Origin of the sequence: Ensifer sp. ENS03, from assembly GCF_014852035.1 — a bacterium.
Taxonomy (GTDB): domain Bacteria; phylum Pseudomonadota; class Alphaproteobacteria; order Rhizobiales; family Rhizobiaceae; genus Ensifer; species Ensifer adhaerens.
Genome location: NZ_JACVAV010000011.1, coordinates 177154 through 200450, shown reverse-complemented (window position 1 = coordinate 200450; position 23297 = coordinate 177154). Strand labels below are relative to the sequence as shown.

The 23297-nt window shown below is 61.9% G+C and carries 25 protein-coding genes; 21 read left to right on the top strand and 4 right to left on the bottom strand.

All coding sequences use genetic code 11. From position 1 onward, the window contains the following. Nucleotides 1–92: 92 nt before the first annotated feature. From IB263_RS29290 to IB263_RS29265, 6 genes are all read left to right on the top strand, one after another. Nucleotides 93–860, top strand: coding sequence for a FadR/GntR family transcriptional regulator (locus tag IB263_RS29290; protein ID WP_090301412.1), 768 nt, complete (start codon nt 93–95; stop codon nt 858–860). A 56-nt stretch (nt 861–916) separates the two neighbouring features. After that, entirely contained in the window at nt 917–2065 is a 1149-nt protein-coding gene (gene dgoD / locus IB263_RS29285; RefSeq protein ID WP_029742699.1) for a galactonate dehydratase, read from the top strand. Between the two features lie 11 nt (nt 2066–2076). Continuing rightward, entirely contained in the window at nt 2077–2853 is a 777-nt protein-coding gene (locus IB263_RS29280; protein ID WP_060520869.1) for an SDR family oxidoreductase, read from the top strand. Nucleotides 2854–3018: 165 nt separating this feature from the next. After that, nucleotides 3019–4734: an L-arabinonate dehydratase gene (araD, locus tag IB263_RS29275; protein WP_089046168.1), complete on the top strand. Its 1716-nt coding sequence runs from the start codon at nt 3019–3021 to the stop codon at nt 4732–4734. Between the two features lie 10 nt (nt 4735–4744). Then, nucleotides 4745–5647: a dihydrodipicolinate synthase family protein gene (locus tag IB263_RS29270; protein WP_029742697.1), complete on the top strand. Its 903-nt coding sequence runs from the start codon at nt 4745–4747 to the stop codon at nt 5645–5647. Nucleotides 5648–5697: 50 nt separating this feature from the next. Further along, nucleotides 5698–6399 carry a FadR/GntR family transcriptional regulator gene (locus IB263_RS29265; RefSeq protein WP_192439358.1) on the top strand — a complete coding sequence of 234 codons (702 nt, stop codon included), beginning with the start codon at nt 5698–5700 and terminating at the stop codon, nt 6397–6399. Between the two features lie 49 nt (nt 6400–6448). Here IB263_RS29265 and IB263_RS29260 read toward each other — a convergent pair whose 3' ends face one another. Together IB263_RS29260 and IB263_RS29255 are read right to left on the bottom strand one after the other, a co-directional pair. After that, the gene (locus IB263_RS29260; RefSeq protein WP_060520872.1) at nt 6449–6751 is read right to left on the bottom strand and encodes a putative quinol monooxygenase; all 303 of its coding nucleotides are present in this window, start codon (nt 6749–6751) and stop codon (nt 6449–6451) included. Nucleotides 6752–7037: 286 nt separating this feature from the next. After that, complete coding sequence (locus IB263_RS29255; RefSeq protein ID WP_113553851.1) at nt 7038–7895, bottom strand: LysR family transcriptional regulator; 858 nt, start codon at nt 7893–7895, stop codon at nt 7038–7040. Between the two features lie 92 nt (nt 7896–7987). On the opposite strand from IB263_RS29255, the gene IB263_RS29250 reads away from it, so the two are divergent. From IB263_RS29250 to IB263_RS34520, 4 genes are all read left to right on the top strand, one after another. After that, nucleotides 7988–8773 carry an SDR family oxidoreductase gene (locus tag IB263_RS29250; protein WP_113553850.1) on the top strand — a complete coding sequence of 262 codons (786 nt, stop codon included), beginning with the start codon at nt 7988–7990 and terminating at the stop codon, nt 8771–8773. A gap of 15 nt (nt 8774–8788) precedes the next feature. Continuing rightward, nucleotides 8789–9496, top strand: coding sequence for a ribonuclease activity regulator RraA (locus tag IB263_RS29245; protein WP_060520875.1), 708 nt, complete (start codon nt 8789–8791; stop codon nt 9494–9496). Further along, nucleotides 9493–10419, top strand: a complete 927-nt coding sequence (locus tag IB263_RS29240; RefSeq protein WP_192439357.1) for a dihydrodipicolinate synthase family protein — start codon at nt 9493–9495, stop codon at nt 10417–10419. Before IB263_RS29245 ends, IB263_RS29240 begins: the two co-directional genes overlap by 4 nt. A 173-nt stretch (nt 10420–10592) precedes the next feature. Next, a complete protein-coding gene (locus tag IB263_RS34520; RefSeq protein WP_255381371.1) occupies nt 10593–10715 on the top strand; it encodes a hypothetical protein in 123 nt (40 codons plus the stop codon). A 124-nt stretch (nt 10716–10839) separates the two neighbouring features. On the opposite strand, the gene IB263_RS29235 is transcribed toward IB263_RS34520, so the two are convergent. Continuing rightward, nucleotides 10840–12273, bottom strand: a complete 1434-nt coding sequence (locus IB263_RS29235) for an aldehyde dehydrogenase family protein (RefSeq protein WP_192439356.1) — start codon at nt 12271–12273, stop codon at nt 10840–10842. A 220-nt stretch (nt 12274–12493) separates the two neighbouring features. On the opposite strand from IB263_RS29235, the gene IB263_RS29230 reads away from it, so the two are divergent. The 8 genes from IB263_RS29230 (at nt 12494) to IB263_RS29195 (ending at nt 20924) form a co-directional block, all read left to right on the top strand. Next, entirely contained in the window at nt 12494–13528 is a 1035-nt protein-coding gene (locus IB263_RS29230) for an ABC transporter substrate-binding protein (protein ID WP_060518084.1), read from the top strand. Between the two features lie 4 nt (nt 13529–13532). Then, complete coding sequence (locus IB263_RS29225; RefSeq protein ID WP_034796056.1) at nt 13533–14336, top strand: ABC transporter ATP-binding protein; 804 nt, start codon at nt 13533–13535, stop codon at nt 14334–14336. Continuing rightward, on the top strand, nt 14336–15172 hold the full coding sequence (locus tag IB263_RS29220) for an ABC transporter permease (RefSeq protein ID WP_034796058.1): 837 nt from the start codon (nt 14336–14338) through the stop codon (nt 15170–15172). The genes IB263_RS29225 and IB263_RS29220 overlap by 1 nt, the downstream gene beginning before the upstream one ends. A gap of 111 nt (nt 15173–15283) precedes the next feature. After that, nucleotides 15284–16639: an FAD-dependent oxidoreductase gene (locus IB263_RS29215; protein WP_113188472.1), complete on the top strand. Its 1356-nt coding sequence runs from the start codon at nt 15284–15286 to the stop codon at nt 16637–16639. After that, nucleotides 16636–17793 (top strand): CaiB/BaiF CoA-transferase family protein, encoded by a 1158-nt coding sequence (locus tag IB263_RS29210; protein ID WP_060518083.1) that lies wholly within the window; start codon nt 16636–16638, stop codon nt 17791–17793. Before IB263_RS29215 ends, IB263_RS29210 begins: the two co-directional genes overlap by 4 nt. Next, complete coding sequence (locus tag IB263_RS29205; RefSeq protein WP_192439355.1) at nt 17790–18563, top strand: enoyl-CoA hydratase-related protein; 774 nt, start codon at nt 17790–17792, stop codon at nt 18561–18563. The genes IB263_RS29210 and IB263_RS29205 overlap by 4 nt, the downstream gene beginning before the upstream one ends. Before the next feature lie 43 nt (nt 18564–18606). Further along, nucleotides 18607–19530 carry a LysR family transcriptional regulator gene (locus tag IB263_RS29200; protein ID WP_034796085.1) on the top strand — a complete coding sequence of 308 codons (924 nt, stop codon included), beginning with the start codon at nt 18607–18609 and terminating at the stop codon, nt 19528–19530. 128 nt (nt 19531–19658) lie between these two features. Then, a complete protein-coding gene (locus IB263_RS29195) occupies nt 19659–20924 on the top strand; it encodes an amidohydrolase family protein (protein WP_192439354.1) in 1266 nt (421 codons plus the stop codon). 56 nt (nt 20925–20980) lie between these two features. On the opposite strand, the gene fdxA is transcribed toward IB263_RS29195, so the two are convergent. Continuing rightward, the gene (fdxA, locus tag IB263_RS29190; RefSeq protein WP_034796100.1) at nt 20981–21319 is read right to left on the bottom strand and encodes a ferredoxin; all 339 of its coding nucleotides are present in this window, start codon (nt 21317–21319) and stop codon (nt 20981–20983) included. Nucleotides 21320–21774: 455 nt separating this feature from the next. On the opposite strand from fdxA, the gene IB263_RS29185 reads away from it, so the two are divergent. From IB263_RS29185 to IB263_RS34285, 3 genes are read left to right on the top strand one after another with little or no spacing between them, the layout of a single operon-like run. Next, complete coding sequence (locus IB263_RS29185; RefSeq protein ID WP_371273321.1) at nt 21775–22629, top strand: type IV toxin-antitoxin system AbiEi family antitoxin domain-containing protein; 855 nt, start codon at nt 21775–21777, stop codon at nt 22627–22629. After that, nucleotides 22619–23038 (top strand): nucleotidyl transferase AbiEii/AbiGii toxin family protein, encoded by a 420-nt coding sequence (locus IB263_RS34290; RefSeq protein ID WP_371814270.1) that lies wholly within the window; start codon nt 22619–22621, stop codon nt 23036–23038. The genes IB263_RS29185 and IB263_RS34290 overlap by 11 nt, the downstream gene beginning before the upstream one ends. Next, nucleotides 23013–23279, top strand: a complete 267-nt coding sequence (locus IB263_RS34285; RefSeq protein ID WP_246811107.1) for a hypothetical protein — start codon at nt 23013–23015, stop codon at nt 23277–23279. The genes IB263_RS34290 and IB263_RS34285 overlap by 26 nt, the downstream gene beginning before the upstream one ends. Nucleotides 23280–23297 lie beyond the last annotated feature (18 nt).

Genomic DNA, 23297 nt, shown 5'->3' with positions numbered 1-23297 from the left:
GATAGTGATGTATAACGATAATGTGCTTCGCTGCGTTGTCGCCTCCAAGCGTCTGCGCTATGGAGCGACAGGGAGACGGGAGCGGGAGGAAAATGGCGGTGGAAGAGCAGGACTACAGCAACGGCGCGCAGGAGCGCGGCCAGCGTCGCCCTCGGGTTCAAAAGAATGTGACGCGCGCCATCGCCTCGGACATCTGCGCCGACGTCTTTCCGGTCGGCTCCTTCCTGCCGCGCGAAAACGACCTTTGCGAACGTTATGGCGTCAGCCGGACCGTCATCCGCGAAACCTTGAAGGTGCTGGAATCGAAGGGCATGGTCCGCGGCCGTTCCCGGGTGGGCACGATCGTCTGCAACAAGGACGAGTGGAACATCCTCGATTCCCAGGTGCTCGAATGGATCGGCGAGCGCATCTTTGAATTCGATCTTTTGAACTGCGTTCTGGAGGCGCGTCGCGCGATCGAGCCGGCGGCCGCTGAGTTTGCGGCCGAACGCGCGACCGTCCAGGAAATTGCCGACCTCGAGCGCGCCTGGCAGGCGATGCGTGACGGCGAGCGCGATGTCGTCGGCTTCACCGATGCCGACGTCGCCTTTCATACCTGCCTGCTCAAGGCCAGCCATAACCAGGTCTTCCTGCAACTCGTCGGCATCATCCAGGCGGCGCTGAAGTTCTCGCTGTATGCCTCCAATGAAGTTGCCGAACGTCGTGACGAAGCAATCGATATCCATGGCGAACTGGTCGAGGCACTGCGTCTGCGCGACAAGGCGAGGGCGCGCGACTGTTCCACGCGCATGCTGGATCTTGCCGCCCGCGACCTCAAGCTTGCCGTAGAACGTCACCGGCCCGCCCCGTCGGCGCGCTGAAACCCCTTCCCGGCGGCCGACGTCGTCGCCTTGTTTGACCCAGCGGATATCGCACCATGAAGATCACCAAGCTCACCACCTACATCGTTCCGCCGCGCTGGCTGTTTCTGAAGATCGAGACCGACGAGGGCATTGTCGGCTGGGGTGAGCCGGTTGTCGAAGGCCGCGCCCTGACCGTGGAAGCCGCCGTCAACGAGCTTGCGGACTATCTGATCGGCAAGGATCCGCTGCTGATTGAGGACCACTGGCAGGTGATGTATCGCGGCGGCTTCTACCGCGGCGGTGCGGTCCACATGTCGGCGATTGCTGGCATCGACCAGGCGCTCTGGGACATCAAGGGCAAGGCCTATGACCAACCGGTGCATGCGCTGCTTGGCGGCCAGGTGCGCGACCGCATCAAGGTCTATTCCTGGATCGGCGGTGACCGTCCGTCCGATGTCGCCAAAAATGCCCGCGACGTCGTCGCCCGCGGCTTCAAGGCCATCAAGCTCAATGGCTGCGAGGAGATGCAGATCGTCGACACCTGGGAGAAGGTGGAAAAGGCGGTCGAAACCATTGCGACGATCCGCGAGGCGATCGGCCCGCATATCGGCATCGGCGTCGATTTCCACGGTCGCGTGCACCGGCCGATGGCGAAGGTCCTGGCGAAGGAACTTCAGCCCTTCAACCTGATGTTTATCGAAGAACCGGTGCTTTCGGAAAACCGCGAGGCGCTGAAGGAAATTGCCAACCATTGCTCGACGCCGATCGCGCTCGGTGAGCGGCTCTATTCGCGTTGGGACTTCAAGTCGGTGCTGGCCGACGGCTATGTCGATATCCTGCAGCCGGACCTGTCGCATGCCGGCGGCATCACCGAATGCCGCAAGATTGCTGCGATGGCGGAGGCCTACGACGTGGCGCTGGCACCGCATTGCCCGCTGGGACCGATTGCGCTTGCCGCCTGCCTTCAGGTCGATGCCGTCAGCTACAACGCCTTCATCCAGGAACAGAGCCTCGGCATCCACTACAACGAGGCCAACGACATTCTCGACTACATCTCCAACAAGGAGGTGTTCCACTACGCGGACGGCTTCGTGTCTATCCCGCAAGGCCCTGGCCTCGGCATCGAGGTGGATGAGCAATATGTCATCGAGCGCGCAAAGGAAGGCCATCGCTGGCGCAACCCGATTTGGCGCCACGCCGATGGCAGCGTAGCCGAGTGGTAGGGAGCGCGGATATGGCGGGTCGTCTTGAGGGAAAACGCGTCGTTGTCACCGGCGCAGCGCAAGGCATCGGCCTCGCGATCGCTGAAGCCTTCCTTGGCGAGGGGGCGGGCCTCTTCCTCATCGACCGTGATGGCGACCTCTTGGCGAGCGAAGCCGAGCGCCTGCGTATGTCGGGCGGGAAGGTCGGCTACGCCACGGCCGATATCACCGATGCCGATGCCATCGAGCAGGTCGTTGTTGCCGCCGCCCGTGAGATCGGTCAGCCGAATGCGCTCGTCAACAATGCCGGCGTCAACGTCTTCTTCGAGCCGTTGAAACTCTCGGATGCCGATTGGCAGCGCTGCTTCGACATCAATCTCAAGGGTGCGTGGAATTGCAGCAAGGCTGTGCTGCCGGGCATGATCGAGGCGGGCGGCGGCGTCATCCTCAATATTGCCTCGACCCACGCCTTCACCATCATCCCGCACACCTTCCCCTATCCGGTCGCCAAACATGCGCTTCTCGGCATGACCAAGGCGCTGGGGCTCGAATATGCCGGGCAGGGCGTGCGCGTGAATGCGCTGGCGCCGGGTTATGTCCGCACGCAGAAGGCCGTGGAATACTGGAACAGTTTCCCCGATCCGGTCGCCGCCGAGGCCGATACCATGAAGCTCCATCCCGGCGGCCGCATCGCAACACCGGAGGAAATCGCCAAGGCTGCACTCTTCATGATCTCGGACGAATGCCCGTTCATGAACGCCACCTGCCTGACGGTCGATGGCGGTATGAGCGTGCTGCACCATCCCTGAAGGGCCACTTCGACAGCTTCCCTCCACTTTTTTCGACCTCCGGCCTCACCAGCCGGAGGTTTTTCTTTGCCTTCACGTCACGCCGGTCATCGCTTGACCTGAAATAACTCCGATTATATGAGAAATGAAAAGAGCGCGAGCGCTCGAGGTAATCGGGGAGGACACATGTCCAGGAAATTAAGATCGCAGCATTGGTTTGGCGGACTGGACAAGGACGCCTTCATTCATCGCAGCTGGATGAAGAACAACGGGTTGCCCGACGACGTCTTCGACGGGCGGCCGGTGATCGGCATCTGCAACACTTTCTCGGAGCTGACGCCCTGCAATGCGCATTTCCGCGCGCTGGTCGAACACATCAAGGCAGGCGTGCTCGAGGCCGGTGGCCTGCCGCTGGAGTTCCCGGTGTTTTCCTGCGGCGAGTCCAATCTGCGGCCGACCGCCATGCTTTTCCGCAACCTCGCCTCGATGGACGTAGAGGAGGCGATCCGCGGCAACCCTATCGACGGCGTCGTGCTTATGGCGGGCTGCGACAAGACCACGCCGTCGCTGGTGATGGGGGCCGCCTCCTGCGATCTTCCTTCGATTGTCATCTCCGGCGGGCCGATGTTGAACGGCCGCTTCAAGGGTCGCACGATCGGCTCAGGCACCGATGTCTGGAAGTTTTCCGAAGACGTGCGTGCCGGTGTCATGTCGCAACAGGATTTCATGGCGGCCGAAAGCGCCATGTCGCGCTCGCCAGGCCATTGCATGACGATGGGCACCGCCTCGACCATGGCGTCCATGGTTGAAGCGCTCGGGCTTGCGCTGCCCGGCAATGCCGCCTGTCCGGCGGTTGATGCGGGCCGCGCCCGGCTGGCGCGGCTGACCGGGCGGCGGATCGTCGAAATGGTTGCCGAGGACCTGCGCCTGTCGAAGATCCTGACCCGTGACGCCTTCGCCAATGCCATCCGCGTCAACGGTGCGATCGGCGGCTCCACCAACGCCGTTGTGCATCTCCTGGCAATCGCCGGGCGGATTGGCACGAAGCTCTCTCTCGACGACTGGGACCGGCTCGGCCGCGATATTCCGACCATCCTCAACCTCATGCCTTCGGGGCGCTATCTGATGGAGGATTTCCACTATGCCGGCGGGCTGCCCGCCGTCATGAAGGAGATTGCTGCGCTTCTGGAACTCAGCGCCCTGACGGTGACCGGCCAAAGCGTCGGCGCCAACATCGAGTCTGTCGAGAACTACAACGACGACGTCATCCTGCCGCTCGATCGGGCCCTGACGTCGAGTGGCGGCATCGCCGTGTTGCGCGGCAACCTTGCGCCTGACGGCGCGATCATCAAGCCTTCCGCGGCGACCCCGGCGCTGATGCAACACCGCGGCCGCGCTGTCGTGTTCGAAACCATCGACCAATACAAGGCGCGGATCGATGACCCGGATCTTAACATCGACGAGACCTCGATCATGGTGCTGAAGAACTGCGGCCCGAAGGGCTATCCGGGCATGGCCGAGGTCGGCAACATGGCTCTCCCGCAGAAGCTCCTGAAAAAGGGCGTGCGCGACATGGTGAGGATCTCGGATGCCCGCATGTCGGGGACGGCCTTTGGCACCGTCGTCCTGCACACGGCACCCGAAGCTGCGGTTGGCGGCCCGCTGGCCCTGGTAAGGGATGGCGACTGGATTGAGCTCGACGTTGCCGGCCGCCGCCTCCACCTCGACGTGAGCGACGAGGAACTGGCGCGCCGAAAAACCGCCTGGACCGCGCCACCCCCGGAAATGGTCGGTGGTTATCAGGGCCTCTATGTCGAGCGCGTGATGCAGGCCGACACCGGCGCGGATCTCGATTTTCTTGTCGGCGGCCGCGGCCACGCAGTTCCGCGCGAAAGCCATTGAGGAGGCGACGGTGGACGACTTTCGTATCGAAAGCCTTCATGGCATCCACGCCATCCTCTACGCGCTTTTCGACAAGGACGAAAAGCTCGATCGCGCCGCCATGCGCCGCCAGACGGAGATCTGCCTGGCAAGCGGCGTGCACGGCATGGCAGGGCTCGGCCTTGCGACCGAGGCCTCCAAGCTCGACGAGGCCGAGCGCATGGCAATCATGGAGTGGCTGGTCGAGGATACGGCCGGCCAGGTGCCGGTCGCCCTGACGATCTTTGGCGCGTCGGTCGAGGAACAGGTGCGCCAGGCGCGCCATGCGGCACGGGCCGGCGCCGACTGGCTGATCCTCCAGCCGCCGATGGTCGGCCAGTTCTCGGCCGCCGAGTACATCCGCTTCTTCGGCCGCGTCGCCGATCAGACCGAGCTGCCGCTTGCCATTCAGAACGCCCCGGCCCTGATGGGACGAGGGCTGACGGCCGCCGATATTCGCGAGCTGGTGCGCCAGCACCCGAACATCCGGCTGGTCAAGGGCGAGGGGCCTGTCGTCGACATCGCCCATCTCATCGAGGTTACCGAGGGCCGGCTGCCGGTATTTAATGGTCGTGCGGGCCTCGAGCTGCTCGAGAACCTGCGCATCGGTTGCCACGGCCTGATCCTTGCGCCAGATTCGATCGACTATGCCGTGCGCGCCTACGAGTTCTTTTCAGACGGTTGGGACGAGCACGCGCAAGAGGCTTATCGGCGGATGCTGCCCGGCGTGGTCTTCACCATGCAGGGCATCGAGACGCTGCTTTGTTACGGGAAGCGACTTTTCGGCGAACGGGCGGGCATAACCATCCACGACCGTGCGCCGGCCATGCGACCGACCGCGATTGGCATCGAGATGACCCGCCGCTACGCGGCCGCGATGGGTGGCTTTTCCTGATCGGGGCGACCGGCTATGAACGGGGCGGAGATGCAATGGAGAGAGTGGGCATGAAGGCAATCGCTCGGGAGGATCGCGGCCTGCCTGCTCGCATCGCAGGCGATATTGGCCGCCGCATCACGCTCGGCGAGCTGAAGGTGGGCGATACCCTGCCGAAGGAAGCCGACATGCTGACGACACTCGGTGTCAGCCGCACGACGCTGCGCGAAGCGCTGAAGATCCTGTCGACCAAGGGCTTCATTGAGGCAAAGCCCCGGCTCGGGACACGCGTGCGGGCGGCCGAACACTGGAACACCCTCGATCCCGTCGTGCTTTCGTGGCAAAGTGATGCGGAGGATCAGGCAACGCTTGCCGAAGAACTGTTCGAGCTCCGCCTGTCGATCGAACCGCTTGCTGCACGCCTTGCCGCCAGACGCGGATCTGCGGCCGAGCATGCAGAGATTCGGGCGGCTTTCGCACGAATGGCGGAAGGCGGCGCTCGTGTCGAAGACGCGATCGAGGCTGATATCGCCTTTCACCTCAACATCTTTCAATCCGCCCACAACCGCTTCCTCTTGCCGGTTGCTTCCGTCATTCGGGCAGCGCTCTCCATCAGCATCCCGAAGACGATGGCGGCTACAGGCGGTTTCGGCCAATCCCTGGCCCAGCATGAGGCGATCCTCGTCGCGATCGAAGAACGCGACGAGGACAAGGCATTCGAACGCGCTGCAGCGTTGATCGCGTCGACCTACAAGCGCAATTTCGCCTCCTAACCAGTTGCTCCGGCGATACCGCCCGCAAGTTCGAGATCGTCACCGCGGCTCACGGGGAGACCTGATCCAGGAAAATCAGGCGCAGAGGTTCTTCAAGGAGGGTATCGATTTCGGTCGCGAAGGCTTGAAAATGGGGTGTCGCGAAGTGCGCGTCGAGCGCAAGCTGGTCGGCGAAAGCTTCGCGCATGTAGAAGGTACCGGGCTCATCCCGCAGCTCGAACAAGACATAGTCGAGGTTGCCGGGTTCTGCCCGCGTTGGAGCGATGAGACCAAGCAGGCCTTGCCGGAGGGCCTCGCGTTGGTGCGGTTTGGCCTTCAAAATCGCGATGGAGATTACCTTTTCTGTGGTCATGACGGTTCCTTTCGTCGGGCGCTGGTGCGAACGATCTCGGGGGTGGTTCTGCGGATTGATGGTGTGAACGGGTTTGAAATGCCGTGGGCTGATCGGGGTGCATCGACCACGAGTGACGGTAGTACCGTTCAGCCCGGTCCGATAATCCGTCACGGACAGAAATGTTATTTCGGAGTTGGCGAATAATCTGTGCTCGCGTTGCCGGATCGCCGGCCTCGGTTCCGGCGGCAGGCCGCTGCGTAGAGCAAATCTCCTAGAACTCGACCGCCGACGTGCCCCTCGTTTTCTATGATCGGATGGCGTCGAGGACGGTCTGTATCAGTCGGCCAGACGACACGTTGCGTGGCCTGAGCAAACCGATCTCACGGCTCGGCGCATTCGGTAGCGGTAGCCGGGCGACGCGCAGCTTGTCGAAGAGCGGCGAGCGCCAGTCGGGCATCAGCGACACGCCGAGCCCAGCCTCAACCATCATCGATATGGCTTCAAGTGAATCAAGCTCCAGCCACTCTCGAGGGAGAATTCGCTGGGTTTGAAGGTAGGTATCGGCCAGTCGGCCACCCCAGTTGCTTCTGTCGTATCGAATGAACGGTTGCTCGCGAAGCAGGCGGTCGACGGGGGTCTCTGAAAGGTCCGGGGGGGCCAGGAGTACGAACCGTTCCGACCGGATGAGGTCCCAGTTGAGCGTCTTTGGAATGGGGAAGGGCGGTTTGACAAGGATTGCCGCGTCGATCTTCTCTTCAGCGACACTGTTATAGAGTTCGGCCGACGTGCCCGGCAGCAGGAAGATGTCGATGCCCGGCGTCCTGTCGAAAACCCGCCGCAAGGCGTTCGGAAGAAGGCCGGTCAGAACCGTCGAGATGGCGCCCAGACGGAGTTCTCCGAATGCCTGGTCGTCGCGCGCCACGCCTTTCAACTGCCTGACTTCGGCGAGAACGCGCCGGCTCTTTTCCAGGATTGCGAGGCCCGCTTCGGTTGGCTTCACCCGCCGGCCTGATCGCGCAAGAAGAGGCAGTCCGATCTCGTCTTCCAACGCCTGGATCCGTTGCGCGACCGCCGCTGGCGTGACGCCCATGCGGCGTGATGCCTCGGCGAGCGAGCCATGCTGAACCACCGCCAGAAAGGTTTCGAGAAAGCGCGTTTCCATCGTTATTTTTACTATCGTCTGAAGGGATAAAAAGGAAGGTTTTTCTTCCGTTTCCGCCTTGGCATAGTGCCGTCAAACAACAGGAGGAAGAGTTGGATCTTCAGTTGAACAGCAAGACGGCGCTCATATTCGGCGCCGGTGGTGGGCTTGGCGGCGCGATCGCCAGGTCGCTCGCGGCCGAAGGCGTTTCCGTCGTTGTCGCCGACATCCACGAGGAAAGCGCCACGGCGACGGCAGAGGCAATCAGCGGCGCAGGCGGCAAGGCCATTCCGCTCGTTTGGGACATCGGCGACCTTTCCCTGATCGGTCAGAAGCTCGATGCCATAAAAGCTGCGTTCGGACCGGTCGACATCCTTGTCAACAACACCGGGGGGCCGCCGCCAACGCCCGCCGCCGGACAGTCGCCCGACGATTGGTCGAAATATTTCGACCTCATGGTTCGCTCGGTGATCGCGGTCACCGATGCCGTGCTTCCGGGTATGCGCGAGCGCCAATGGGGACGCATCATTACCTCGACGTCCTCCGGCGTCGTCGCGCCGATTGCAAATCTCGGGATATCGAACAGCCTGCGCCTGGCCTTGGTCGGCTGGTCGAAGACCCTGGCGCGTGAGGTTGGTCGCGACGGTATCACCGCAAACATCGTACTGCCGGGGCGTATTGCCACCGGTCGGATCGTCTTTCTGGACGAACAGAAGGCCAAGCGCGAGAACCGCCCCGTCGCCGATGTCACGGCTGAAAGCACCGGGTCGATCCCGGTCGGCCGCTACGGCGATCCGAAGGAATATGGCGACACCGTCAGCTTCCTTGCGAGCCCCCGCGCATCCTATATCACCGGCTCAGTCATCCGTGTCGATGGCGGGCTGATCAACAGCATCTGATGTGCGAGGTTTCTAATGACACTTGAGCCTCACGTCGTTGAAACCCTGAAGAGCGTCTCCACCGCGACGCTCACCACGGTTCTCCTGAAAAAAGGGCTTCGCAACATCTGGCTGCGCGGCACGAAACCACTGAAGCCCGGCCAGGGACGGGTTGTCGGCAAGGCCTTTACGCTGCGCTTCATTCCTGCCCGGGAAGACCTCGCCACGCCTGCGAGCTGGGCGTCGCCAATCTCCACGCGGGCGGCGATCGAAGCGATGCCAGAGGGCTGCATCGCCGTCGCCGATGCAGTGGGCGTCAGTGATGCCGGCATCTTCGGCGACATCCTGTGTGCCCGCATGGCGAAACGCAAAGTTGCCGGCCTCGTTACCGACGGCGTGATGCGGGACGCCGAGGGGGTGCTGGCGAGCGGCATGAAGGTGTGGTGCAATGGTGTTGCGGCACCGCCTTCAGTCGCAGGCTTGACCTTCGTTGGATGGCAGGAGCCAATCAATTGCGGCGGCGTTGCTGTTCTGCCTGATGATATTGTCGTCGTCGACGACGACGGCGCAGTCCTGATCCCGGCCGCGCTTCTCGAAGAGGTGCTCGCTGAGGCACCCGAGCAGGAGCGTATGGAAGCCTGGATCATGACTGAAGTGGATCGGGGCGTGCCGCTTCCCGGTCTTTACCCGATGAACGCTGAAACGAAGGCCCGGTACGAGGCCTGGAAGGAAAGCCAGAAATGACGTTCAGCACGCAATCCAAGGGCGTCTACGCCATCGCGACGACACCGTTCTTCGAGGACGGCTCGATCGATTTCAATTCGATCGACAAGTTGACAGACTTTTATGAGGAGAGCGGTTGCACCGGCGTCACGATCCTTGGAATCATGGGCGAGGCCCCGAAGCTCGAACCGGAGGAAAGCAGAGCCATCGTCAAGCGGGTGGTCTCCCGGTCGAAGATTCCTGTCATCGTCGGGGTATCCGCTCCAGGTTTTGCCAGCATGCGCTCGCTGGCGCGTGACTCGATGGAGATGGGTGCTGCCGGCGTCATGATCGCTCCGCCACCTGCGCTGCGCACGGATGATCAGATCGTCAACTATTTCGCAGGTGCGGTGGAAGCGGTCGGCGAAGATGTGCCGTGGGTTTTGCAGGACTATCCGCTGACCCTCACGGTTGTCATGGCGCCTGGCGTCATCGCGAAGATCATCGCCAACCATTCGTCCTGCCTGATGCTGAAGCACGAGGACTGGCCCGGTCTTGAGAAAATATCAAAGTTGCGCGCCATGCAGAAGGCGGGCGAACTTCGCGAATTTTCCATCCTGTGCGGCAATGGCGGCCTCTTCCTCGACTTCGAGCCGGAGCGCGGTGCCGATGGTGCCATGACCGGCTACGGCTTTCCGGACATGCTTACCGAACTGATGGAGCTTTCTGCGGCCGGGAAAAGGGATGAAGCGCACGATCTATTCGACGCGCACCTGCCGTTGATCCGTTACGAGCAGCAGCTCGGGATTGGCCTTGCCATTCGCAAGCACGTTCTGAAGCGTCGCGGCGTTATCGCCACCGACGCGCAACGCAAGCCAGCCCAGATGCTGACCCCGACAGCGCGGGCGGAAGTGGACTATCTGCTTGCCCGTCTCGCGAGATACGACAGGCGAGCTGCTTTCTAGGCCGCTTCTTCTCCCCGGGGGCCCCCGTCCGTCTCTGATCTGAAGCGGCGGACGGGTTTTTAAAGGTCGTTCCCGTTCTGCGACTTGTCATTGCGGTCTGTGCTCGCGCTCGCGCGCCTGATACTCTGACCTTGCCGATTGTCGATACACCTGTTTCAGAACGAGGTTTGACGATGCAGGGCCAGGAAACTTTCCTTGAAAGAACGTTGCGTATCGGTGTGATCGTTGTGGTCGCGATCCTGCTTGCGGCGATCCAGTACGTGGTGTCTTCGCGAGGCCTCTATCCGGTTCTCTGAGAGAAAATCGCGACCTCCTGAGCTGGCGGCCTCGGAAATTATCCTTGCGGCCTCATCTGTATATCGAAACAGCCCCGCCGCCCAACACCGAGATGGATGTTGGAGGCCGGGGCTTGCCTCACATTTAAGCGAGCGTGTAGGCCGTCTTGACGGTGGTGTAGAACTCGGCGGCGTAGCGCCCCTGCTCGCGTGAGCCGTGGGACGAGCCCTTGCGCCCGCCGAAGGGCACGTGGAAATCGACGCCCGCCGTCGGCAGGTTGACCATCACCATGCCGGCTTCGGCATTGCGCTTGAAATGGGTCGCGTGCTTGAGGCTGGTGGTGGCGATGCCCGAGGACAGACCGAAGGGCGTGTCGTTGGCGACCGTGAGCGCCTCATCGTAGTCCTTGACGCGGATGACGGATGCGACCGGCCCGAAGATCTCTTCCCGAGAAATGCGCATCGCGTTCGTCGCTTCGGTAAACAGCGCCGGCTGCAGGTAGAAGCCGGGCGTGTCGCGCTTCAGAAGCTCGCCGCCGAAGGCAAGCTTGGCGCCTTCCTGGCGGCCGATGGCGATATAGTCGGTGTCCTGGTTGAGCTGGCTCTCATCGACCACCGGACCGATCTGGGTGCCGGCCTTCAAGGCGTCGTCGATCACAAGCCCCTTCATCCGTTCGCCCATGGCCGCCACGAAGCGATCGTGAATACCCTCGGTGACGATGAGCCGGGAAGACGCCGTGCAGCGCTGGCCGGTCGAGAAGAAGGCGGAATTGACCGCCGCCTCGACCGCGACCGCAAGATCGGCGTCGTCGAGCACGACGAACGGGTTCTTGCCGCCCATCTCCAGCTGGTATTTGCGATTGTGTTCGACGGAGGCGAGCGCCACGCGTTTGCCCGTGCCGGTCGAGCCGGTGAAGGTGATGGCGTGAATGTCGGGACTGTCGAGCATCGCCTGGCCGACGACCGAGCCCTTGCCCATCACGAGGTTCAACACACCCTTCGGCAGGCCGGCGCGGTGAAGAATGTCGACGATGGCCCAGGAACTGCCGGGCACAAGTTCGGCCGGCTTGAAGACGACGGTGTTGCCGTAACAGAGCGCCGGCGCGATCTTCCAGGCGGGAATGGCGATCGGAAAGTTCCAGGGCGTGATGATGCCGACGACACCGACCGGCTCGCGGGTGATCTCGACGCCGATATTGGGTCTTGCCGACGGCAGCACTTCGCCCGCCAACCGCAGGCACTCGCCGGCGAAGAAGTCGAAGATCTGGCCGGCGCGCACCGTCTCGCCGATGCCTTCGGCCAAGGTCTTGCCTTCCTCACGCGACAAGAGCTTTCCGAGTTCGTCCTTGCGGGCAAGGATCTCGTCGGCGGTCTTCCTCAGGATCGCGTGGCGCTCGAGAATACCGGAGCGCGACCAGGCCGGAAACGCCGCCTTGGCGGCAGCGATCGCCAAACGCGCATCCTCGGCTGACGCGCGGGCATATTCGCCGACCACGTCGTTGGTATCGGACGGGTTGATGTTGCGGAACGCTTCGCTACCGGCGATCCATTCCCCATCGATCAGGTTTTTCTGCACCATATCTATCCTCCGCGGCGCTCACACTTTGATCATGTCTCTGCTTATCGGATGCGATGGATCCGGCAGAAGGAACAATCTTTCGACCCCGCCATTGCCAAAACGGCAAACCCTAATCGCGACCCGAGCGTTGCCGTATCGGCAATGCCAACCGCTAAAAATTGTGCTTTATGAGATGCCGAATTCCATCATCATCGCTCCCATAACAAGCAAGGGGAACGATATGTCTCGTTTTATGATGAACCGCCGAGGTTTCCTTTCGAATGCGGCCGCAATGGGCGCGATTGCCGCAACTCATAGCCTCATCAATGTTTCACCAGGCCTTGCGGCCGATTCCGCGACGATACGCATGCAGCTCGGTTGGCTGCCATCGAACGGGCTTCTCGGAGAGCTCGTGGCCCGCAAGAAGGGTTACTACGCCGAGAAGAGCATAGAGCTCGAAATCGTGCCCGGCGGACCGAATGTCGATGGTGTTGCGGGTGTTGCCGTTGGTCAGTCGACCATCGGTCAGATTTCCTCCAGCCCGTCAGTCATGCTGGCTCGTTCGGCCGGCGCACCGATCAAGGCATTTGCCGCCGGCTACCAAAAACATCCCTTCGCCTATTTCTCTCGCAAGGCAAATCCGATCGCCAAGCCTCAGGACATGATTGGCAAGACGATCGCCGCGATCCCGACCTCGGTCATTCTTCTGCGCGCGCTTCTCGCCAAGAACGGCATATCGGAAGACCAGGTCAAGATCGTCAACATGGGCTCGGACATGAACCAGCTCGTGACCGGCCAGGCCGATGCGGTCTGTGGCTGGCTGACGAACGTCAACGCCCTGAAAGTGCTTGGGGATGACCGGGTCGATCTGACGCTCTGGGATGGCGGTATCCGGCTTTATGCCAACGTCTACTATACCACCGACGACCAGTTGCAAAATCACGCGGACCAGCTCGCAGCCTTCGTATCCAGTTCGGCGCGCGGGTGGGGTTATGCCCGCGACCATCAGGAAGAGGCCGTCGACATCCTGCTTGAATCCTACCCCAACCTCGACAAGGCGAGCGAGCTGGAGGCCATCGGACCGCTGATGAAGTTCGTGTTCAACGAAACCACCGCGAGCGAGGGTTGGGGAGGCATGGACCAGGCAAACTGGGCGGAGCAAATCAAGACCTATGCGGACCTCGGCCAGTTCACAGGTCCGGTTCCCAACGTCGACGACGTCTACACAATGGCAATCCTGGATGCGACAGCCGATGTCCGCAAGAGCGTAGGATAAGGCGATGTTGGAAACGCTTATCAGACCCGGCCAGGCTTCGCTCGGCAACGCCGCGGTGTCGGTGAAAAACCTTCACATTCGCTTTGGCGCGGATGATTCAGGCTTCACCGCACTCTCCGATGTCTCGGTCGAGATACCGGCCGGCTCGCTCGTGACAATGCTCGGCCCATCCGGCTGCGGCAAGTCGACTTTGCTGCGTACGGTCGCGGATCTCGTGCACATCACCGACGGTTCGGTGTCCGTCCATGGCCAGACACCGCGCAAGGCGCGCGAGGGACGCGATTTCGCCTTCGTCTTCCAGGAAGCGACGCTGCTGCCGTGGCGAAATGTGATCGACAATGTGCGTCTCCCGCTGCTGGTGGGGAAACGCGAACCGGGCGCGACCTATGCCGATCCGGAAGAGCTTCTCGCCCTCGTGGGCTTGAAGGGGCGCGAGAAGGCGATGCCGCACGAATTGTCGGGCGGCCAGCGCCAGCGCGTGGCGATCGCCCGGGCACTGGTGACCCGCCCGCGTATTCTCTTGATGGACGAGCCTTTCGGCGCGCTCGACGAGATCACGCGCGACAAGCTGAACGAAGAACTGCTGCGCCTCTGGCAGGAAACCGGCACGACGATCCTCTTCGTCACCCATTCGATCCCCGAGGCCGTCTTCCTCGGTCAACATGTGCTGATGCTCGCCGCCCATCCCGGCCGCGTCAAAGAGTTCATGAAAGTCGACTTGCCCTACCCGCGAACTCTCGCGATGCGCGACACGGTCGAGTTCATCCAGGTGACCGCCCACCTGCGCAAACTTTTGGGAGAATGCTGATGGCGAATGCCCTTCCTTCACAGGCGGAAGGCCGCGCTTTGACCGACGGCAACCGGTTCCGGATACTCGATGGTCTTGCCGCTGCGATCCTGCGACATCTTCCGGCGACACTCGCGATCCTTGGCTGCATCCTTTTGTGGCAACTCGTCGTCTGGGGTTTTTCGGTGCCGACCTTCATGGCGCCCGGACCGGTCGACGTCATCAAGGCCTTCGGCGAAAACGCCGGCGTGCTCTGGACGAACTTCTGGCCGACGCTCATGGAGGCCGTTCTCGGTTTTATCTTCGGCAATGTCATCGCCGTCCTTCTGGCGGTCTGGTTCGTCTATAGCCCGCTCGCGGAACGCGCCTTCTATCCGATCGCGGTCATCATCAAGTCGATCCCGATCATCGCGCTTGCCCCGATCCTGGTGCTGCTTGTCGGCAACGGCATCGCGCCGAAGATCATCATCGCCGGCCTGATCTGCTTCTTCCCGACGCTGGTCAACATGGTGCAGGGACTGAAGTCGGCGAGCCCCGCAATGCTCGACCTGATGCGCATCCTGTCTGCCAGCAATTCCGAAATCTTCTGGAAGGTTCGCCTGCCGGGCTCGCTGCCCTTTCTGTTCGCCGCGCTGAAGATTGCGGCAACCAGCAGCGTGATGGGCGCGATCGTCGCCGAATGGATCGGCTCCAGCTACGGTCTCGGTGCGCTGATCATCGAGGCGACCTACAATTTCCGCTCGCCGCTGCTTTACGCGACGGTGGTGATTGCGGCCTCGCTTGCCGTGGTTCTCTTCTTTGCCGTCTCCTACGCGGAATCGAAGATCGTCCGCTGGAAACCGACGACAGACCACTGACCCCCAAACCCTTTGCTGCCGGACCTGGATAACCGGGTCCGGTCAACGACGAAGTCACTGGCTGTGAGCTCCTCACATTTCGCCGGACACGTCCCCTATGGAGGAACGACCATGGAAACAATCAGAGAACCCCTGCGCAATGCCCGGGTCGTCGACCGCTCGGACGTCGTCGTCGTCGGCGGTGGACCGGCTGGGATCTCCGCCGCGGTTTCGGCGGCACGCACCGGAGCCAGCGTCACGCTTATCGAACGCTATCCCTATGTCGGTGGCCTTGCCGCAGGCGGTATGGTTCTGGTGCTCGACGACATGGTCAACGGCGTCGAAATCACCGTGCGTGGCATCTGCATGGAAATGATCGAACGGATGAAGACGCTCGGCCTTTGCGTCACGCCGACGGATGGCGACCGCCAGCTCGATATTCGCGATACGCCGGAAGCCTGGCAAAGATGGGCGCGCTGGGGCCTGTTCGACTTCCACACGCCGTCTGCGCCGCACCCGATCTGCTATGCGGCCGCCTTCGATCCGGACGCCTTCAAGCGCGTCTCCTATGACATCCTGCGCGAATCCGGCGTGAAGCTGAGGACCCATAGCTGGTTCTCCTCGGCGATCGTCGAGAACGGCACGATCAAGGGTGTGGTTTGCCAGACGAAATCCGGCCGCGAGGCCATCATGGGCGACGTCGTCATCGACGCCTCGGGCGACCTCGACGTCGCGGCCGATGCCGGCGCCCAGCATACGGACGGCAATTTCATCCTGACGACGGTTTCCCGCTGGGGGGGCATCGACACTGAAGCCGCCGAGCGCTTCGAATTTGAGGAACCCGAAAAGTTCAAGGCAATCGACCACGAGGCCAAGCGTTTGATTGGCGGTTGCTGGTCGTTCTGGTGGCTGAAGACCCCGCTGCCGGGCGTCATCTGGCTCAACTGCCCGCACATGCCGAAGCTCTCTGGCCTCCGTGTCGAAGACTTAACCTATGCGGAACTCGAGGGCCGTGGCCGCATTGCCCGCCTGCTCGACTTCGCCCGCGCCAACCTGCCGGGCTTCGAAAATGCCCATGTGATCGACTTTGCGCCGCAGACGGGCGTGCGCCAGTCGCGACTGCTCCAGGGCGAATATGTCGTCACCAAGGACGACGTGATGAACCGCCAGCACTTCACCGACACAGTGTGCCGTGGCCGCGACTACTACACGCCCTATAGGGCCATGCTGCCCAAGGAGGTCGATCAGTTGATCGTCGCAGGCCGGCATTATTCCGCGACCATTCAGGCGCAAAAATCGAGCCGCGAGATCCCGCCCTGCATGGCGATGGGCGAGGCGGCCGGTGTTGCCGCCACCGTCGCGCTCAATGCCGGCGTCAAGGTGCGAGACGCCGACGTCAAGGCGATCCAGAAGCAGCTGCGGGCGCAGGGCGCCGATCCCGGCGACGTACCATCCGAAAATGCAACCTATCTGGAGGCCGCAGAATGACGTCTCTTCCCCTCGACGGTATCCGCGTCGTCGACTTTACCCAGGTCATGCTTGGCCCGTGCTGCACGCAGATGCTGGCCGATTACGGCGCCGAGGTCATCAAGGTCGAAAAGGCCAAGATCGGCGACCTCTCGCGCTGGTCGCTGGGCTCCGACCCGGATGGCCTCAACAATCCGGTTTTCTCCTCGCTCAACCGCAACAAGAAGAGCCTTGCACTCGACCTCAAGCAGGACGAGGCGCGGGCAGCCGTCCGCGCGCTGATCGACACTGCCGACGTGGTCGTCAACAATTTCCGTCCTGACGTCATGGAGCGCATGGGTTTCGGCTATGAAGAGCTGAAGCGGACAAACCCACGGCTGATCTACGCCGTCGGCACGGGCTTCGGCCTTGAAGGCCCCTACCGGCACAAGGGCGGGCAGGACATCTTGGCGCAGGCGCTTTCGGGCGTCATGCGGCGCAAGTCCGACGCGAGCCATCCGCTGTCGATCTACGCGACGCCGCTTGCCGACTACTCGGCCGGCATGCACCTGGTGCAGGGCATTCTGCTTGCCTTGCTGCATCGCGAAAAGACCGGGCACGGCCAGCAAGTGGCGGTCAGCCTCTACAGTTCGATGCTCGCCATGCAGATGCAGGAAGGCACCACGCACATGATGCGGGAAAAGGACCTGAACTGGGGCGCCTTCCCGCTGACGGGCGTGTTCGAGACGACCGACGGCGCCATCGTCATGGTCGGTGCCTTCAAGCAGAATCCGCTGCGCGACATCTGCAATGCCCTTGAGATCGAGGACCTGTCCCTCCAGCCGCAATTTGTCGATTTCGACGCGCAGATGCAGCGCCGTCCGGATTTGCAGCAAATCTTCCGCGAGGCGTTCGCAAAAAACAGCAGCGCCCATTGGCTCGGCCGCTTGGAACAGGTGGACATTCTCTGCGCACCGGTACGCTCGCTTCCCGAAGCCCTTAACGACGAGCAGACGACGATCAACGGCATGATCCTGGACGCGGGAGAGACGAAGGCCGGTCCGATCCGGCTGGTTGGTTCGCCGATCGACATGTCGGCGGCGACCGTGACGGTTCGCATCGCGCCGCCGACGCTCGGCGAGCACAATGACGAGATCCTTTCGGGGCTTTCGGTTCGTCAGGGAGATGCGGCATGAGCGTCACCTTCGTGGTAGAGGATCGCGTCGCAAGCGTCACTCTCAACCGTCCCGAGCGGATGAACGCGGTGTCTGCCGCAACCGAGCGCGAACTGGATGCGATCTGGGAGGAGATCGAAGCACGCGACGACATCAGCTGCGTCGTCTTGACGGGCGCCGGCGAACGGGCGTTCTGCGCCGGGGCGGATCTGAAGGGGGCTGAAAAGACCGGCCTTGATTACTGGACCGAAAGCCGGCCGAACGGCTTTGGAGGACTGGCCTTTCGCCGCTCTCTGGATGTTCCTGTCATCGCGAGGGTCAATGGCTATGCGCTCGGTGGTGGATTCGAGATGGTTCTAGGCTGCGATATTGTCATAGCTTCGACGGAGGCGGCCTTCGGCCTGCCCGAGGCTCGCGTCGGGCGCCTGCCGCTCGATGGCGGCATGGTGCTTCTTCAGCGCAGGATCCCGCACAACCTTGCCATGGGTGTGCTGTTGACCGGTCGGCGGTTCTCGGCCGCCGAGATGCACGCCTTTGGTATCGTCAACGAACTTGCCGAACCGGACGAGCTCGACGCGGCCGTCTCCCGCTGGGTGAAGGAAATCGTCGCCTGTGCGCCGCTTTCGCTGCGCGCCATCAAGCAGACGGTCAATCGCACCGGACACCTGTCTCCGGCGGAAGCCCAGGCATTACGCACGCCCGCGCTTGTGAAGGCGCTGAACAGCGAGGATGCGCTGGAAGGTGTGCGCGCTTTTCAGGAGAAGCGCGCGCCCGTTTGGAGGGGACGGTGAGCGTGTTATAGGTCGGGGCCCAGGGGAGGAGGGGTCCAATCGAATGCACGCCAGCATCCTGAAATACTTCGTCTCGGTCGCTCGGTCCGGGTCCATTCGCAAGGCCTCCGAGGAGCTTCATGTCGCATCCTCGGCGGTCAGCCGGCAGATCAAGAAACTGGAGGACGAGCTTGGGATCGCGCTCTTCGAGCGGCTCTCGAATGGTCTGAGGCTGACTGTTGCCGGGGAAAACGTGCTGCGCCACGCCCGGGTGACGCTGGAAAATTTCGAACTGCTGCGCAGCGACCTCGGCGCCCTGCAGGGGAAAAAGACCGGTCGCGTGCAGATGTCCTGCCTCGATAGCCTGGCGATCCAATTCCTGCCGGACATGGTCAACGCGTTCCACAGTATCCATCCCGGCGTGAGCTTTCACATCCACACCGCCGGCCACGGCAATATCAGCAGCCTGGTCGCCGAGGGCGATGTCGATATGGGCCTGACCTTCGATCTGGCCCGGCCTGACGATACCGAGATGCTCTTTCGCGTGCCGATGCCGCTGATGGCCTTCGTCGGACGGGAACATCCGCTGGCCAAACAGCGGCAGGTTTCGCTTGCCGAATGCGCCCAGTACGACCTTCTCCTGCAACTCGACACGCAACCGATCCGCTCGCTCATCGAAATCGAACTCTCGGTCTTCGAGCGGACCGGGCGGCCTTTTGTTCTCTCGAACAGCCAGATGATGCTCAAACCTTTCATCCTGTCCGGTCAGGGCGTGGCTTTCTTCACGCCGATCGGTTTCCTCGCCGAGATCAGATCGGGCGATCTCGTCGCCATACCGCTTTCCGGCTCGCGCCTTCAGAACCTGCATGTCGGGATTCTGGTGCAGCGACGCCGGCAGCGCACGCATGCGGCGGAAGCCGTCATCGAATTTGTCGGCGCGGAACTGCAGAGGTTCAGCGACCAGATCATGGAGGCGATCCATCCGTGAATACAGCATCCGTTCCCGGGCGACTTCTCTTGCGACCGGGCCACGAGGCCGCAGGGCGCACGCAAAATCTGTTGGATCATTTGCCTGAGGGCGCCTCATGGACGACGATCCCGGCCGGTGCTTTGCTTATGCCGCCGCCCGTCAACGCCCATGACCATGGTTATGGCATCCGCACGCTCGATTTTGGCAACGCGGACGATGCCCTGGAAGTGTGGATCCCGGGACTTCGGCTTCGACCGCGAACCGAGCCCTATCTGGAAGCGCTGGTGGCCTTCTCAAGGTTGGCGCAAACGGGCGTCGGCGCGACCATGCATTGCCATAATTCTTTGAACATCGACCGTCTCGTCGACGAGGCAGGCGCGGTCATGCGCGCGGCGTGCGACGCAGGCATTAGGCTTGCGCTTTCCTGCCCGCTTCTCGACAACGATCCGTGGGCCTATGACGGCGGGCCTCAGCGATTGCGGCCATATCTTGATCCGGCAGACTGGGACGATCTCAGCGGCTCGATCCCGAGCTATGCGTCGCCATCGGTGCAGATCTCGGCAGCCGACGCGGTCGCTGCGGCCAACACAAGTCCGTTGATCGATGTGCAGTATGGTCCGATCGGGCCGCAATGGTGTTCCAATACACTGCTCGAAGCGATCGCCGAGGCCTCTCACGCAACCGGCCGGCGCATTCACATGCATCTCCTTGAAAGCCCGAAGCAGAGGCAATGGCTGGATCGGCGCTTTCCGCAAGGGGTTGTCCGATACCTCGACGAGATCGGCTTCCTGTCGCCCCGCCTCGCCGTCGCCCACGGCGTCCAGCTGCGACCGGACGAGTTGGAGCTGCTGGCTGCGCGTGGCGTGCAGCTCGTTTCGAACCCGTCGGCGAATTTGCGCCTGCGTTCAGGCGTGGCGCCGGTCGCCACCATTCCGCCAAGCGGCCCCGCTTTCGCGTTCGGCCTCGACGGAACGGGCTTTGACGATGACCAGGATCTCTGGCGCGAATTGCGCCTTGCCCATCTGCTGCATGGCGGCCGCGACCTGACGCGAACCCTTACGGCGGGACGTGTCTTCGATGCCGCGATCCATGTCGGCGCCAAGGTGGTGAACGCCCCGGCGAACGAAGACCTGGTGCTCGTGGACTATGCTGCGCTGATTGCCGACAGCCTGATGGACGACCTGGATGAAGCGGAGGTGCTGCTTACCCGGATGACCGCCGCGCATGCAAAGGCGCTCTATGTCGGCGGACAGGAGATCCTGTGCGATGGACGGTTGACCCGGGTCGATTTCGAGGCTGCCCGGGCCGAACTCCTGCAGCAGGCGCGCGCTGACCTTCCGCGGCTGACCGCCGAGCGCGGACGCGTGACCAAACTGGCCGCGGCAACAAGGGCCTATTACGCCAGCTGGTGAGCGCGGCGACAAGGCGGTAGGCGTCACCCTCTGGTCTCCTATAGGGGGCGGACTTGCTAAGCGATCGCGGCTGCCTTCTCGAATGCGGCAACGAAAGGATGGTCCTGCGTCGTGGAGCACTCCTTGCTCCAGCCGCCGGGCGACCCCATCCCCGTGACATCGGACCCGAAGAACTCCTTGTTCACAGCGATGAAGTGGCGCTGGTTGTTTGGTATCTCCTGATCCCAGGCAATGGCATCGACGGGACAGATCGAAAGACAGAGCCCGCAATTTATGCATTCGTCGGGGTGGATGTAGAAGGTGCGGCCACCCTCGTAAATGCAGTCCACAGGGCAGGCGGCGGTGCAGTCGCCATCCTTCACGTCGATGCAGGGTTCGGTAATGACATAGGCCATCTTGCGGATCTCTGAAGAGTTGTTTGCACGGCCAATTATTCAGAGTTTCCCTTGCCGAAGAAGCACAGATATTCGCAAGGTCGATTGCCAAAAAGGCAACGTCCGGGGCCCGTTCTTTCGTGCTTGGGCCTGTCGCCATGGCGAAGTGCTGCACAAGCGCGAGCCGTGGAACGCGCGTGATCGCCCGAACGTAGAGAGAGCCGGCAATCCCGAATGCGAGCTCGGTTGAGAGGCGTCGGTGATCGCTGCGGCAGTTGTCGCGATCCGATCTCGTGGTGGCAACGGGACGAGAAGACAACAGGCCAACGATTCCCGGGCGCGTTGATTGCAGCTATCAAAAACCGAGAGAAAAAACGGACGACCTACTTTGGATTTGCCGATTTTTGTCAATTTTCAATTGACATTTGCAGCTTTCATTAAAGTATCAGTGGCGATAACTTTACAGACGCGCTACAATGTCAAACATGAGTGGACAAAGCGAGACAAAGCTAAAGCAGCTTCTCCAAGCCGTGCCACCTGGATTCCTGGTGGACACTGCGTGGATGGCTCGTCACGCCATCTCGCGACAATCGGTTTCGGGCTACGTCAAACGCGGTTGGTTGGAACCAGCATTGACGGGCCTCTATCGACGTCCATTTTCGCCAGACACGAACCCGGATGCCGTTACGGGATGGAAGATCCCTTTGCTTTCGGCCGTATGGCTGATGCGGCACAAATTCCACGTTGGCGGGGCAAGTGCTCTCTCCCTGCGGGGCCACAGTCACTATCTCTCGCTCAGCGGCGAGTTCGTTCTTTGCCTCTACGGCTCCGACATTCCGTTGTGGCTGTCGAAACTGCATACCGATGCGCGGATCCTGACCAGAAGCGCCAATTTGTTTGGAGACGCGGCCCTCGGCGTTGAACATTCTGATTTCAATCTATCGGACGATGCCGACGGCGAGCTCGCCCTGAGCCCGTGGCGCTGGCCGATCCCGATGTCGTCTCCTGAACGCGCGATCATCGAAATGCTCGATGAGCTGCCAAAGAGCGAAAGCTTCCACACCGTCGACATGGCGTTCGAGAGCCTGGCCAATCTGCGCCCGAAGCTGCTGACAAGACTTCTGGCGGAGTGCCGAAGTGTAAAGACCAAGCGCCTCTTCTTCGTTTATGCAGACAAGCACGGGCACGCCTGGCGCAGGCACATCGACATGTCGGCGATCGATCTCGGCACGGGCGACCGAGCACTCACCCCAGGTGGTCGGCTTCACCCGGCTTACCGAATCACCATTCCAGACGAGCTGATGCCAAAGGAGACGCCCCGTGGCGCGTGAGCAATATATGCGGCAAGTGGAACTCCTGGTGAAGACCCTTCCTTTCATTGCACGTCAGGAAACCTTTGCCCTTAAAGGTGGCACGGCGATCAACCTCTTCTACCGCGACATGCCGCGACTATCAGTCGATATTGATCTGACCTATCTCCCGATCGAGGATCGCGAGACGACGCTGAAAGGTATCGACACCACACTCGAGCAAATCCGCGACGACCTACTGCGAAACCTCCGGGGTGTCACGGTGCAGAGGATAGCCGGCGGAGGCAACAACGACACGCGCGACGTTCCTCGTTTATGTCGCAAGCTCCGGCCGACCGCCGCACGAATTGGTGCGTCCCTCGCTCGTGAAGCTCGACGAGGCTTTCGTAAAAGAGTTCGAGGGCATGACATCGGAAGCAGTCAGCCTTAACGAGTTGGAAGGGGTGAGGAACCGATTGGCCGGCGATATTCTCGCAAGGCTGGATGAAAAGGCCATGCGGTTCCTTCTAACGCTCCATGACGGCGAGCCCGATTTCGACGCGATCGGCCTTCCACAGGCAGCGGAGCTTCCGGCTGTCCGCTGGAAGGTCCTCAACCTCGTAAAGCTGAAGGAACAGAACCCCGCGAAACACCTCGAACAGCGCCGTGAAATACAGGGCATTCTTTCTTAAATCTGGCTCAGCGGTTCT

What these genes read in the sequence shown, in the direction of transcription:
- IB263_RS29230 (WP_060518084.1), top strand. Translation starts at nt 12,494, where the DNA reads ATGTCTCGTTTTATGATGAACCGCCGAGGTTTCCTTTCGAATGCGGCC.
- IB263_RS29215 (WP_113188472.1), top strand. Translation starts at nt 15,284, where the DNA reads ATGGAAACAATCAGAGAACCCCTGCGCAATGCCCGGGTCGTCGACCGC.
- dgoD (WP_029742699.1), top strand. Translation starts at nt 917, where the DNA reads ATGAAGATCACCAAGCTCACCACCTACATCGTTCCGCCGCGCTGGCTG.
- IB263_RS29195 (WP_192439354.1), top strand. Translation starts at nt 19,659, where the DNA reads ATGCCGCCGCCCGTCAACGCCCATGACCATGGTTATGGCATCCGCACG.
- IB263_RS29225 (WP_034796056.1), top strand. Translation starts at nt 13,533, where the DNA reads ATGTTGGAAACGCTTATCAGACCCGGCCAGGCTTCGCTCGGCAACGCC.
- IB263_RS29185 (WP_371273321.1), top strand. Translation starts at nt 21,775, where the DNA reads ATGTCAAACATGAGTGGACAAAGCGAGACAAAGCTAAAGCAGCTTCTC.
- IB263_RS34285 (WP_246811107.1), top strand. Translation starts at nt 23,013, where the DNA reads ATGACATCGGAAGCAGTCAGCCTTAACGAGTTGGAAGGGGTGAGGAAC.
- IB263_RS34520 (WP_255381371.1), top strand. Translation starts at nt 10,593, where the DNA reads ATGCAGGGCCAGGAAACTTTCCTTGAAAGAACGTTGCGTATCGGTGTG.
- IB263_RS29255 (WP_113553851.1), bottom strand. Translation starts at nt 7,895, where the DNA reads ATGGAAACGCGCTTTCTCGAAACCTTTCTGGCGGTGGTTCAGCATGGC.
- IB263_RS29205 (WP_192439355.1), top strand. Translation starts at nt 17,790, where the DNA reads ATGAGCGTCACCTTCGTGGTAGAGGATCGCGTCGCAAGCGTCACTCTC.
- fdxA (WP_034796100.1), bottom strand. Translation starts at nt 21,319, where the DNA reads ATGGCCTATGTCATTACCGAACCCTGCATCGACGTGAAGGATGGCGAC.
- IB263_RS29235 (WP_192439356.1), bottom strand. Translation starts at nt 12,273, where the DNA reads ATGGTGCAGAAAAACCTGATCGATGGGGAATGGATCGCCGGTAGCGAA.
- IB263_RS29240 (WP_192439357.1), top strand. Translation starts at nt 9,493, where the DNA reads ATGACGTTCAGCACGCAATCCAAGGGCGTCTACGCCATCGCGACGACA.
- IB263_RS29280 (WP_060520869.1), top strand. Translation starts at nt 2,077, where the DNA reads ATGGCGGGTCGTCTTGAGGGAAAACGCGTCGTTGTCACCGGCGCAGCG.
- IB263_RS29260 (WP_060520872.1), bottom strand. Translation starts at nt 6,751, where the DNA reads ATGACCACAGAAAAGGTAATCTCCATCGCGATTTTGAAGGCCAAACCG.
- araD (WP_089046168.1), top strand. Translation starts at nt 3,019, where the DNA reads ATGTCCAGGAAATTAAGATCGCAGCATTGGTTTGGCGGACTGGACAAG.
- IB263_RS29265 (WP_192439358.1), top strand. Translation starts at nt 5,698, where the DNA reads ATGAAGGCAATCGCTCGGGAGGATCGCGGCCTGCCTGCTCGCATCGCA.
- IB263_RS29245 (WP_060520875.1), top strand. Translation starts at nt 8,789, where the DNA reads ATGACACTTGAGCCTCACGTCGTTGAAACCCTGAAGAGCGTCTCCACC.
- IB263_RS29210 (WP_060518083.1), top strand. Translation starts at nt 16,636, where the DNA reads ATGACGTCTCTTCCCCTCGACGGTATCCGCGTCGTCGACTTTACCCAG.
- IB263_RS29220 (WP_034796058.1), top strand. Translation starts at nt 14,336, where the DNA reads ATGGCGAATGCCCTTCCTTCACAGGCGGAAGGCCGCGCTTTGACCGAC.
- IB263_RS29290 (WP_090301412.1), top strand. Translation starts at nt 93, where the DNA reads ATGGCGGTGGAAGAGCAGGACTACAGCAACGGCGCGCAGGAGCGCGGC.
- IB263_RS29200 (WP_034796085.1), top strand. Translation starts at nt 18,607, where the DNA reads ATGCACGCCAGCATCCTGAAATACTTCGTCTCGGTCGCTCGGTCCGGG.